This window comes from Streptomyces sp. NPDC055189 (genome assembly GCF_053606765.1).
In genome coordinates this window covers 1-11,378 of sequence record NZ_JBSGSG010000149.1, presented here as the reverse complement: position 1 = coordinate 11,378, position 11,378 = coordinate 1, and the positions used below count along the sequence as shown (strand labels likewise).

General features: G+C 72.4%; 11 protein-coding genes and 1 riboswitch. Of the genes, 2 read left to right on the top strand and 9 right to left on the bottom strand.

Going from position 1 to position 11,378, the window contains the following annotated elements; all coding sequences use genetic code 11:
* Nucleotides 1–30: 30 nt before the first annotated feature.
* Complete coding sequence (locus ACWFR3_RS45540) at nucleotides 31–645, bottom strand: CGNR zinc finger domain-containing protein (protein ID WP_453740614.1); 615 nt, start codon at nucleotides 643–645, stop codon at nucleotides 31–33.
* 92 nt (nucleotides 646–737) lie between these two features.
* Between ACWFR3_RS45540 and ACWFR3_RS45535 the strand changes: the two genes are divergently transcribed.
* A complete protein-coding gene (locus ACWFR3_RS45535; RefSeq protein WP_453740613.1) occupies nucleotides 738–1,544 on the top strand; it encodes an MBL fold metallo-hydrolase in 807 nt (268 codons plus the stop codon).
* A 1-nt stretch (nucleotide 1,545) separates the two neighbouring features.
* Here the strand turns inward: ACWFR3_RS45535 and ACWFR3_RS45530 are convergent, their stop codons facing one another.
* From ACWFR3_RS45530 to ACWFR3_RS45510, 5 genes are all read right to left on the bottom strand, one after another.
* The gene (locus ACWFR3_RS45530; protein ID WP_453740612.1) at nucleotides 1,546–2,358 is read right to left on the bottom strand and encodes an ABC transporter ATP-binding protein; all 813 of its coding nucleotides are present in this window, start codon (nucleotides 2,356–2,358) and stop codon (nucleotides 1,546–1,548) included.
* On the bottom strand, nucleotides 2,355–3,419 hold the full coding sequence (locus ACWFR3_RS45525; RefSeq protein ID WP_453740611.1) for a FecCD family ABC transporter permease: 1,065 nt from the start codon (nucleotides 3,417–3,419) through the stop codon (nucleotides 2,355–2,357). Before ACWFR3_RS45525 ends, ACWFR3_RS45530 begins: the two co-directional genes overlap by 4 nt.
* Nucleotides 3,416–4,468, bottom strand: coding sequence for an ABC transporter substrate-binding protein (locus tag ACWFR3_RS45520; RefSeq protein WP_453740610.1), 1,053 nt, complete (start codon nucleotides 4,466–4,468; stop codon nucleotides 3,416–3,418). The genes ACWFR3_RS45525 and ACWFR3_RS45520 overlap by 4 nt, the downstream gene beginning before the upstream one ends.
* A 66-nt stretch (nucleotides 4,469–4,534) precedes the next feature.
* A riboswitch (cobalamin riboswitch) is annotated at nucleotides 4,535–4,720 on the bottom strand.
* A 57-nt stretch (nucleotides 4,721–4,777) separates the two neighbouring features.
* Complete coding sequence (locus ACWFR3_RS45515; RefSeq protein ID WP_453740609.1) at nucleotides 4,778–5,242, bottom strand: VOC family protein; 465 nt, start codon at nucleotides 5,240–5,242, stop codon at nucleotides 4,778–4,780.
* Between the two features lie 5 nt (nucleotides 5,243–5,247).
* Nucleotides 5,248–6,114 carry a helix-turn-helix domain-containing protein gene (locus ACWFR3_RS45510; protein WP_453740608.1) on the bottom strand — a complete coding sequence of 289 codons (867 nt, stop codon included), beginning with the start codon at nucleotides 6,112–6,114 and terminating at the stop codon, nucleotides 5,248–5,250.
* Between the two features lie 256 nt (nucleotides 6,115–6,370).
* Between ACWFR3_RS45510 and ACWFR3_RS45505 the strand changes: the two genes are divergently transcribed.
* Nucleotides 6,371–7,513 (top strand): haloacid dehalogenase-like hydrolase, encoded by a 1,143-nt coding sequence (locus ACWFR3_RS45505; RefSeq protein ID WP_453740607.1) that lies wholly within the window; start codon nucleotides 6,371–6,373, stop codon nucleotides 7,511–7,513.
* 35 nt (nucleotides 7,514–7,548) lie between these two features.
* On the opposite strand, the gene ACWFR3_RS45500 is transcribed toward ACWFR3_RS45505, so the two are convergent.
* The 3 genes from ACWFR3_RS45500 to ACWFR3_RS45490 all read right to left on the bottom strand — a co-directional run bounded on the left by ACWFR3_RS45500 (nucleotide 7,549) and on the right by ACWFR3_RS45490 (nucleotide 11,256).
* Nucleotides 7,549–8,823, bottom strand: a complete 1,275-nt coding sequence (locus tag ACWFR3_RS45500; protein WP_453740606.1) for a low temperature requirement protein A — start codon at nucleotides 8,821–8,823, stop codon at nucleotides 7,549–7,551.
* A 24-nt stretch (nucleotides 8,824–8,847) separates the two neighbouring features.
* A complete protein-coding gene (locus ACWFR3_RS45495; protein WP_453740605.1) occupies nucleotides 8,848–10,206 on the bottom strand; it encodes a DUF2252 domain-containing protein in 1,359 nt (452 codons plus the stop codon).
* A 129-nt stretch (nucleotides 10,207–10,335) separates the two neighbouring features.
* Nucleotides 10,336–11,256, bottom strand: a complete 921-nt coding sequence (locus tag ACWFR3_RS45490; protein ID WP_453740604.1) for an alpha/beta hydrolase family protein — start codon at nucleotides 11,254–11,256, stop codon at nucleotides 10,336–10,338.
* Between the last annotated feature and the right edge of the window lie 122 nt (nucleotides 11,257–11,378).

Sequence of the window (11,378 nt, the reverse complement as noted above, 5' to 3'; positions counted from 1 at the left end):
CCTCGCTGCTGTGTGTGCGGTGCCGGTCGCTCAGCTTGCGTTCGGCTGGGTGCGGCGGGCGTATGCGCGGGCCGCGCGGGCCCTGTCGCCGCAGCGGGTGGAGCACCAGTGGCGGCGGCCGTGGCGGAGCAGGTAGCGGTTGCAGGGCGGGGAGCCGCAGGCCGTGAGGCGGGTGGCGTCGGGGGCCGTGAGGAGGGCCGCGGCGTCCGCGGCGAGGGTGGCCAGGGCGTGTTCGACGATCTGCGTGGTGGGGTGGGACGCGGCGCGGTAGAGGCCGCCGCGGGCCGGGTCCCAGTGCAGGAGCGAGGCCGCGGGGGCTCTGGTCAGGGCCTCGTTGACGGCCGCGAGTGCGCCCGCCGGGGGTGGGCAGCCGTCGACGCGGGCGGCGAGCAGGGACCTGATCTGTTCGCGCAGTGTGCGCAGTTGGGCCGTGCACATTTCCTGCAGGCCCGCGTCCGCCGGGGCCAGGCCGCGGTCGGTGAGCCAGCGGTTCGTGTCCTGCGGGGTGCCGAGGAAGTCGGTGAACTGGCCGCCGGGCAGGGCGATGGCGCTGTTGGCGAAGTCCAGGGCGGGGTACTGCTCCGCACCCGGCGCGGGCGGTGGCGGCAGGGGTGGCGCCAACTCGGCGGTCAGGGTTTCTTTCACCTACCTCATGGTACGCATTGCCTTCATCCGTGAGAAACGGTTACGGTTTCTCACGGATGAACCTTCCTTCAACCGTGAGGCATGTGTCTTTCATGGCTGCTGCTTTCGGCACCCCCGGCTCGACCGACGAGCAGATCCCCGTCCGCGTCTTCGGCGGTCCCACCGCCTTCTTCGAGTACGGCGGTCTCAGGTTCCTCACCGACCCCACCTTCGACGCACCCGGCGACTACCCGGCCCCGGGCGGAACCGGCCTGACCAAGACCGCGCCCGCCTCCGTCTCCCCCGACGACCTCGGCCCCGTCGACGTCGTCCTGCTCTCCCACGACGAGCACCCCGACAACCTCGACGTCTCCGGGCGCGCCCTGCTCCCCGGCGTACCGCTCACCCTCACCACTCCCGGCGGCGGGCTCCGCCTGCGCGAGGGACTCGGGGACAAGGTGAAGGGGCTCGGCGACTGGGAGTCCGTCGAGCTCGAACGGCCCGGCGGCGGACACGTCACCGTCACCGGTGTGCCCGCCGTGCACGGGCCCGGCAGGCGCGAGGACGTCGAGCCGCTCACCGGCGAGGTCGTCGGCTTCGTCCTGACCGGCGAGGGCCTGCCCACCATCTACGTCAGCGGCGACAACGCCTCGCTCACCGCGGTCGAGCAGACAGCCGAGCGGTTCGGTCCCGTGGACACCGCCGTCCTCTTCGCAGGAGCTCCCCGCTTTCCCTTCTTGTTCGGCGGTGCGCCGATCGTCCTCGACAGCAACCAGGCGGCCGAGGCCGCGAAGATCCTCGGGGCGCGGCGGGTCGTCCCCGTCCACTGCGACAGCTGGGCCCATTTCACCGAGGGGCGGCAGGAATTGGCCTCTGCGTTCGCCGCCGCGGGTCTCGCCGACCGGCTGCAAGCGGGCTGAATCACCGCCTCAGGAAGCGGATCGACGGCCTCGACCCCGGGCCGTCGTCCGCCGGTGTCACCACCGCCCGCACCCCGTACACCTTCGCGATCAGCTCCTCCGTGATCACCTCGGACGGAGTGCCCGACGCGTGGGCCACGCCTTCGCGCAGGACCAGCAGGTGGTCGCAGAACATGGCGGCCAGGTTCAGGTCGTGCAGGGCGATCACGCTGGTCAGGGGGAGGTCCGCCACCAGGGACAGGAGGTCGAGCTGGTGCTGGATGTCCAGGTGGTTGGTCGGTTCGTCCAGGAGGAGTTCGCGGGGGTCCTGGGCCAACGCCCTTGCTATCTGGACCCGTTGGCGTTCGCCGCCGGACAGCGTGTGCCAGGACTGGGCGGCCCGGTCGGCCAGGCCCGTGCGGGCCAGGGCCTCCCGGACCGCCTCGTCGTCCCGGGGCGTGGCGGGGGACCACGCCCTGCGGTGCGGGATGCGGCCCAGGCGTACGACCTCCTCCACCGACAGCTCGACCTGCGTGGTGGCGTCCTGGTCCACGACCGCCACCCTGCGTGCCACGGTGCGGCGGCCCACGTCCCGCAGCGGCCTGCCGTCCAGGGTGACCACCCCCGACGCCGGGGCCAGGACGCCCGCCAGGATGCGCAGGAGGGTGGACTTGCCCGAGCCGTTCGGGCCGAGCAGGCCGACCGTCGCTCCGGGGGGCGGGGCCAGGGTCACCCCGTCGACGATGAGGTGGCCGCCGGCTGTTCTGGTCACCCGGTCGGCTCGCAGGCCGGGGTCGGTGTGCGGGCCGGAGCCCGGGGCAGCGTGCAGAGTCATGTCGTCTTCCGGGTGCGGTAGAGGACCAGGACGAATGCCGGGACGCCGATCAGGGACGTCACCACACCCACCGGGACCTCCTGGGGGTCAAGGACCGTGCGGGCCAGCGTGTCCACCCACACCAGGAACACCGCGCCCGCGAGCGCCGTGACCGGGAGCAGGCGTGCGTGCCCCGAGCCGACCAGGGCGCGGGCCGCGTGCGGCAGGACCAGGCCGACGAAGCCGATGGCGCCCGCGCTGCTGACGAGAGCCGCCGTGAGCAGGGCCGTGACGGAGAGCAGCAGGAGGCGGGTGCGGGCCACGTGGACCCCCAGCGTCGCCGCCGCGTCCTGGCCGAACACGAACGCGTCCAGGGTGCGGGCATGCGCCAGGCAGATGGTGAGCGCCACGACGAGCACCGCCCCGCACAGCCAGACGTCCGTCCAGCCGACCCCGCTCAACGAGCCGAGCAGCCAGAACAGGACCCCCCGCGTCGTCTCCGCGTCGCCCGCCGTGAGGATCACGAACGAGGTGAGCGCGGAGAAGAGCTGCATCGCCGCGACGCCGGAGAGCACCACTCGGTCGGCGCTCCCGCCGAGCGTGTGGCTGAGGAACAGGACGAGGGCGAACGACACGACGGCGCCCACGAAAGCGCCCGCCGAGACCGACACCGCTCCCCCGCCGACCCCGAGGACGACGATCGCGACCGCCCCCGTGGAAGCGCCCGACGAGACGCCGAGCACGAAGGGGTCGGCGAGCGGGTTGCGCAGCAGGGACTGGAGGACGGTTCCGCAGACCGCGAGGCCCGCGCCGCAGACCGCCGCGAGGAGCGTGCGCGGCATGCGCAGGTTCCAGACGATGCCGTCCCTGATGGGCGTCAGTGTCGCCTCGCCCCAGCCGAGATGGGCCGCCACCGCCGACCACACGTCCGGTACGGAGATGTCGGCGGGGCCGATGGTGACGGCCACCGCCACGGAGAGGGCGAGGGCGGCAAGGCCCGTCGTCCAGAGCAGGAGCTGCCGTATGCCGCCCGGCAGACCGGCCCGTCGTATGCCGCCCGGCAGACCGGCGGCTCGCGTCACTTGGCGAGCCCGAACTCGCGCAAGGCGGCGGCGACTTGTTCCACGCCGTCGACCGTGCGGATCGTCGGGTTCATGGCCTGGCCGCTCAGCAGTACGTACCGCTTCTTCTTCACGGCGGTCAGGTTCTTGGTGGCCGGGTTGGACTCCAGGAACTCGATCTTCTTCTTGGCGCTCTCGGCCGTCTGCGACTTGCGGGTGAGGTCGCCGATGACCAGGACGTCGGGGTCACGGTCCGCGACGGTCTCCCAGTTGATCTGGGGCCACTCCTCGCGGGTGTCGTCGAAGACGTTCTTCACGCCGAGCTCGCGGGTGATGATGCCGGGCGCTCCGCAGCAGCCCGCGATGTAGGGGGCGTCGGAGTTGGCGAACCAGTAGAGGAGCGAGGTGCCGGACGCGTCGGCCTTCTTGACGGTCTTCGTGGCCTTCGCCACCCGCCCCTTGAGGTTCGCGACCAGCCGCTCGCCGCGCTTCTCGACCCCGAAGGCCTTGGCCAGGTCGCGCACCTCGCCGTAGACCGTGTCCATGGTCAGCGTCTTGACGCGCTTGCCGTCGCCGTCGCCGCTGTTGTCCTTGCCCGCGCAGTCGGACGGCGAGACGTAGGCGGGTACGCCGAGTTCGGCGAACTTGGCGCGGTCGGCGACGCCGCCCTTGCTGACCGTCGCCGTGAAGGAGGCGGTGACGAAGTCGGGCTCCTTGGCGAGGACCTTCTCGAAGGAGGGGTAGCTGTCGGCGATCCGGTCGACCTTGGCGTTGTCCTTCTCCAGGCCCTTCAGCACCGGGTCCGTCCAGGTGCCGGTGCCGGCCATGCGGTCCGCGAGGCCCAGGGAGAGCAGGATCTCGGTGGAGCCCTGGTCGAGGGAGACGGCGCGCTGCGGCGGCGCCTTGATCTCCGCCTTCTTGCCGCAGGACGTCAGGGTCACGGGATAGCCGTCGGCCTTCTTGTCCGTGGTGGAGGAGGCAGGCGAGCCGCCGCAGGAGGTCAGCGTGACGGCGAGGGCCGCGCTGAGCAGGACGACGGGTATACGTACACGACGGGCTGTGGAGGACACATGATCCCTTGAGTCTCACGGCTCATACGCGGAGCCTGGCCTGCTTCGTCACCTCCGCCGCTCGGTGCGCGGGCGAAGGCGCCAGCAGGTCTTCGGACTCGGGGATCGGCCGGACGGGGCGCCTTCCCGGGCGTCCGTGGACGCCCAGTGGCCGTGGCCCCGCCCGTTCCCCCTCACCGCTGCGCGTCAGTTCCGGATTCGCACCGGATTCCCTGGCCCTGGTGTGGGTTGACTGGCGCTCGCAAGCTATCACGCGAGGTCAGGGAGGCTGCCGTCACGCCAGGGCAGGGAAGCTGCCGTCAAGCCGGGTCAGGACGCCCCGTCCGGCCTCGGTGCGCCGCGGTAGGTCCCGAAGGACCATTTGTTTCCCTCGGGGTCGGCGATCGCGAACTCCCGGCTGCCGTACGGCTGGTCCTCGATCTCACGGATGATCTCGACCCCGGCGGCCCTGAGCCGCTGGTAGAGCTCGTCCACCCGGTCGGTGACGACGTACGTGCCGAAGGTGCCCGGCTTCAGGCACCAGTCCCCGGCCCCGTCGTCGTACGAGCCGAGCATGATCGCTCCGCCCTCGGGCCAGTCGAGCTCGGCGTGGGCCACGCTGCCGCCGTCCTCGTAGACGGCGGTGCGCAGGAAGCCGACGGTGCCGACCAGGAAGTCGATCAGGGCGGGGGCGTCGTGCGCCTGGAGGGTCGGCCAGACGCTGGGTGCGCGTCCGCCGGAGGTGGCGGAGCCAGCGGCGGACTGGGGCTGCTTCTGCTTCTCGGTGGTGTCCATGGGTCCTACTCTTCGCCCCCGCCGTGGCTCCCGGCTTGGATATTCCGGCACTCTTCGGCCAGCCAGCCGGTGGGGCTCGCGCCGGTGTACTGCCGGAAGTCCCGTACCAGGTGGGAGTGGTCGTAGTAGCCGCAGTCGGCGGCGACGCGCGCCAGGTCAGGGGCGGCGCCCGCCGCGACGGAGCGCACGACGGCGTTGCGGGCGCGCTGGAAGCGCATCAGGCGGCCCGCCTGCTTGGGGCTCAGGCCCGTCTCGGCGCAGAAGAGCGTGGTGAGGCGGCGTTCGCTCAAGGCGACGTGCCGGGAGAGGCCGCGCAGGGTGCCGATGCCCTGGTGCCGGGCGAGCCAGGCCCAGGCTTCGGCGACCTCGGGACGTACGGACCCCTCGGCGCCCGCGTCAGCCGCGCGCTGCCGCAAGTAGGCGGACAGGGAGGCGAACCGCTGCTCCCAGCCGCTCTGCTCGCACAGGAGATCCCGTACGTCGGCGGCGCGGCGCCCCATCACTTCCGCGCCGGGCGTCACCAGGTCGCCCGCAAGCGCCGACGCCGGTACGCCGAACAGGGCGCGGGCGGCGAGCGGGTGGACGGCGAGCTGGATGCCCGCCTCGTGCTCGGGCCGTACGACGTAGGCCGGTGACCGGTGCAGGCCGCCCAGGACGATGTCCGTGCGCATGGCGTCGGGGCCGGCCGCCTGCTCGGGGCTGGCGCCGGTGGCGACGGGGCCGTCGAGGGAGAAGATCAGCGTCAGGTACGGGGACGGCAGGCCGCGGTGCAGGCCCGGCTGCTCGCCCGCCGTGCGGTAGCCGACGGCGGACACCACCATGCCGCCGAGCCGCGGAGCGGCCCGTACGAACTCCGGGGAGGCGGTCTCCATGCCTTCCAGTATGCGACGGGCGCCGCCGCGGGGCAGGCGCCCGTACGCGGGGACGCGGGGCAGGCCCGGACGCGGGCCCGGCCTCACCGCGGGGCAGGCCCGTACGCGGAGCGGCCGTCTGACGCTGCTACCCGCGCACAGGCGTCCCATGCCCGTTCCGTCCGGTGATGTCGATCATGGGAATCCGCGGCCCCGCCCCATACGATGACCCGCCGCTCCGGACGGGGCGCAGACCGCTCTCAGGGGGCACAGAACCATGGCATCAAAGGCAACGGGCAAGCTGGCCGTACTCGGCACGGCGGGCGCGCTCACCGCGGCCGTCATCGCGGGGACGGCGCTCTGGCCGAGCACGGACGCGACGGCCGCCGACGCCTCCGCGAAGACCGCCGCGAAGAGCGCCCGGGCCGCGGCCGAGCTGAAGCACTGGCCCGCGCCGGTCGCCAAGAAGCTGGGCAAGGTCATCGCGCAGAACGACGGCAAGGGCGCGTACGCCGTCTTCGACGCGGACAACACGACGTACCGCAACGACCTGGAGGAGTCCCTCCTGCCCTTCCTGGAGATGAAGGGGGTGCTGACCCGCAAGTCGATGGACCCGTCGCTGAAGATCATCCCGTTCAAGGACACGGCGAAGCACAAGGAGAGCCTCTACAGCTACTACAACCGGCTCTGCGAGGTCGACGACCAGGTCTGCTACCCGTGGGCCGCGCAGATCTTCTCCGGTTTCACGCTCAAGGAGCTCAAGGGGTACGTGGACGAGCTCCTGGCCTACGACAAGCCCATCCCCGCCGAGTACTACGAGGACGGGAAGCTGACGAAGACCGAGGTGAAGAAGCCCGAGTTCTTCACCGGCATGCAGGAGCTCTACAAGTCCCTGCGGGGGCACGGCATCGAGGTGTACGTCGTCAGCGCGGCCAGCGAGGATCTGGTCCGCATGGTCCTCGCCGACCCCAAGTACGGCTACGACGTGAAGCCCGAGAACGTCATCGGCGTCGGCCTGCAGCTCAAGGACCGCAAGACCGGTGAGGTCACCAGCTCCCGCAAGGAGATCGCGGAGGGCCGCTTCGACCAGAAGAAGCTGGCCAAGCGCGAGCTGACGCCGAACCTCTGGGCGCCCCTGACCTGGTTCCAGGGCAAGCCCGCGGCCATCAACACGTACATCGACGAGTGGAAGAAGCCGGTCCTGGTGGCGGGCGACACCCCGGCGAGCGACGGCCCGATGCTGTTCCACTCGGCGGACGTGGAGCACGGCGGGGCGCGGGTCTGGGTCAACCGCAAGGACTCGTACATGAAGCAGCTCGACGGGATGAAGCAGAAGAACGCCGACCGGCAGCGTGAGCTGGGCCAGAAGGTGACCGCGGACAAGCGGTGGCTGACGGTGGTCCCGGACGAGATCCGCTAGCCGGTACGCGAGATCCGTGGTCGGTTCGGGACGCGCTAGCCGTCCCATCCCCGTCTGAGGCGTCTGCGCCGGGTGCCGTGCGTGCCCGGCGCGGACGTCGTGCCGGGCGGCCCCGGCGCGTAAAGGACCTGCCAGAACACCGTCGCCGCAAGCAGCCAGACGAGCCACCCCACACCGAGCCCGCCCCCGAAGAGGCCCAAGGCAAGCGGCAGCAGCGTGCAGGGCAGGCCCCACCCGAGCAGCCACGGGCGTTCCGCGCCGGTGAAGAGGCCGGTGAGCAGGCTGATGCAGAAGTACGCCGCCACGCTCGCGCAGAGCAGTCGGCGTACGCCGTCGGGGGCGGACCCGTGGGCGTGTTCGGCCGCCGCTCCCAGGCCCGCGGCGAGCGCGGCGATCGCGGCCGTCGTCACACAGTGCAGGAGCATCGCGAACCGGACGGGCATCCTGTCGGGGCGCAGGTGCGGCACGCCCGCGAAGCCGTACAGGAGCGAGAGCGTCCATACGCCGATGAGCAGGGCGAACGAGCCGGTCGCCGTGACGGCGAGTGCCGCGTCCCAGGGGACGTCGGAGGCCGCCGCGGTGATCTGGATGACGCCTTCGCCGAGCACGATGATGACGAACAGGCCGAGGCGTTCGGCCAGATGTACGGACTCGGAGGGGGCCGCCGCGATCACCGGCGGCCCGCCCTCCGGGTGGCGCCGTACGTCGGAGGGCCGGCCGCCCCGGTGCGCGACGGCCTGGTCGAGCTTGTCCTGCGCCCCGCGCAGCATGCGGTCGCTGTCGACGCCAAGCATGATCACCAGGTCGAGGGCGATGCCCGCCGCCCACAGCCAGTAGCGTCCGGGCGCGGGCACCCAGAGCGAGATCAGCCAGGGCAGGGCGCCCAGTCCGTACTGCGCGAGCGGCCAGTCCACGACGACCTGGCCGCGCCGCCAGACCCGGCCCGCGAGCCAGCGCAGGAGGACATAGGCGATGACGAACGCGGTGACGTGCTCGTCCGCGTGGACGCCGGGGACCGCCGCGACCATGACGGCGAGGCCGGACATCGCCAGGAGCATGCTGGGCGCCCTGACGCGGTCGCCCGCGATGTTCCCGTAGACGGTGAAGCAGGCCCAGGCCGTCCAGAAGGCCAGGTAGAGCAGGAGATACAGGCCCGCGTCGGCGAGGGAGGGGTCCTCGTGGAGCAGGTGGGCGAGCTGGCCGACACCGGCGACGACGACCAAGTCGAAGAAGAGCTCGATCCAGGAGGCGTGGCGCTCGGTGAGCGGTCGGTCCTCCGCGCCGGGCTGCGCCTCCTCGTGCGTGCTCATGGGACCGATCATGGGCGGTGGAGGTCACTCCCGCAGCGCGGCACCGTCCGCACCGGCAGCGGTCACGAGCCCCGAGGCGATCGCCTCGGTCAGGGCCGCGTGGTCCCGGTCGTTCTGCACGGCGTAGCGCAGCGCGAAGTCCGCGACGGCCCGGTCGAACGTGTCGGAGCCGCCCAGGTAGGCGGCTATCGCGATGCGGTCGCCGGAGCGGGCGTGGGCGCGGGCGAGTGCGGTGCCGCAGAGCCCGGCGTAGGAGCGCAGTTCCCCGGCGGACATGGCCTCCACGTCCGCGGAGCCCTTCATGTCGCGGAGCTGGCGCCAGTAGAAGGCGCGGCCCCGGGGACCCGTCATCCAGCCGAGGAAGATGTCGCTCGCCGCCTGGAGGAGGCGCTGGCCCGCGACCACGCGGTGGCCGGGGTGGACGTACGGTCCCGGCGGCAGATGCTCCTCGACGACCGAGCGGACCGCCTCCTTGATCTGGAGGAAGAGCGGGTCGTCGTCGTCGCGCCCGGCGAGGAGCACGATGAAGCAGCGGGTGCCGACGCTGCCCACGCCCACCACTTTTCGCGCCGCGTCCACGAAGTGGTAGCGGTCCAGGAGGAGTCGGCGCTCCTCGGAGAGCGTGGAGCGGTAGTCGCCGAAGATCTTGCGTACGGCCGCGAGGTCCGGGGCGCCCGCCGGTATGAGCAGCGGCGGGTCGTGGATGATGCGGCGGACGCCGTTCACCTCCCGGGTCAGCTTGCCGAGCGCCTGCAGGCTCGTGCGGCCGCGGGCCCGGTCCAAGGTGCTCTCCGCGCGCTTGCGTCGGCGGGTGGAGCGGATGAGGGGCAACAGGTCGTGGGCGTCGGTCCGTTCGTACCAGACGGCCAGTTCGCCGAGTTCCGCGAGGCGCCTCATCGACGAGCGGTACGACGTCACCGCCGCGAGGCACGCGGCACGGGTCCCGCTCTCCGGGTGGCCGTTGCAGCGGGACGCCACGGCGACGCTCGCGGCGAGGCGTTTGACGTCCCATTCGAAGGGGCCGGGGCAGGTCTCGTCGAAGTCGTCGAGGTCGAAGAGCAGGGTGCGTTCCGGCGATGCATAGAGGCCGAAGTTCAACAGGTGGGCGTCGCCGCAGAGTTGGACCGTGAGACCGGTCTGCCACTGGACGGCGAGGTCCCCCGCCATGACGGCGGCCGCGCCCCGCAGGAAGGAGAAGGGCGAGGCGGCCATGCGGGCGTACCGGATGGGCAGCAGCTCCTGGACGCGGTCCGCCCCCTGCCGCTCCAGGACGGCCACCGGGTCGGCGCGGTCGGCGGAGGGTATCCAGGCCCCGTGCGAGGAACGGGAGGCGTACTTGCGGGCAGCCCTGCCCTGCCGGGCACGCTCGTCCGGAGTGCTCATCGCCCCGCTCCCCTCTCCGTCGGCAGCTCCCGGCAACAGCCTCCTCTCAGCAGCAGCCAATGCCGCCGCCGGAGCGCACGCATGCCGGGTACGGCGAACGGGTGAACCGGCCCCGAGTATGTGTGCACCTCAGCTTCCGCCCGCCACCGCCCATGCCGCCACCTTCTTGGCCAGGGCTCCGCCCGCCCGCGTCCACACGAAGTGGTCGAGACGGGCGCCCGCCTCCCGCACGGAGTACCGGTCGCGTGTGACGCGGGCTCCCGGCGCCTTGCCGACGAGGTGGTCGAGAGCGGGTGCGGGGGCCCAGGTGTCGCCCTCCACGGAGACCGCGAGGACGGGCAGGCCGAGGGTGCGCAGGGCTGCTTCATAGTCGTGCGGGGAGCCGGGGGACGAATAGCGGCCCGTGCGCCCCTGGCGTGCCCAGTCGCGCATGACGCCCTTGGGCTGGTTGCCGCCGAAGCCGAGCCTGGTGCCGGGCCACCGGCCCAGCAGCGTGGACGTGGCCGCGGTGAGCAACTGGCCGATGAGCAGCAGGGGGCCGCGCAGGGGGCCGTACGCGCGGAACCAGACGGAGCCCGAGGCGACGAGGGCGACTCCGTCGACGCCGGGGCCGATCCCCAATGCCGCGTGTATGAGGCCCAGTTGGCCGCCCATGCTGTGGCCGAGGAGGTACAGCGCGGGCTCCGGGCCCAGTTCGCCGCGTATCGCCTCGATGACCGCGACGAGGTCCTGCTCGACGATCGTGCGGTAGCCGTGGTCGACGGCGTCCGCGTCCGTCACCCGCGGGGTGCTCTCCCCCTGCCCGCGCATGTCCACGGTCAGGGCGGTGAGCCCCTCCGCGTGCAACTGGCGCGCGAACGCGCGGTAGTAGCGGGCGGGGGTGCCCATGGCGGGGAGGATCAGGACGGCCGGCGCGGGGCGCGGCGATGCCCCGCTCCCCCGCAGGCCGCGGACGGGAAACCGTGCCCCGTCCGGGAGTTGGGCGGTGACGAGCAGCGGCAGCCCGGCTGCCGGGTCCTGCTGGGCGGGGACGGATTCCGGCTGAGTCATGCGGTCAGCATGGACCACGCGTGCGGGCGGGGGCCGCCTGGCCCCCCCCCCCCCCCCCCCGGGGGGACCCCCCCCCGCGGGTTCGCCAGTGTGGGCGCCCCCAATTGCGGGGGTTTTGCCAC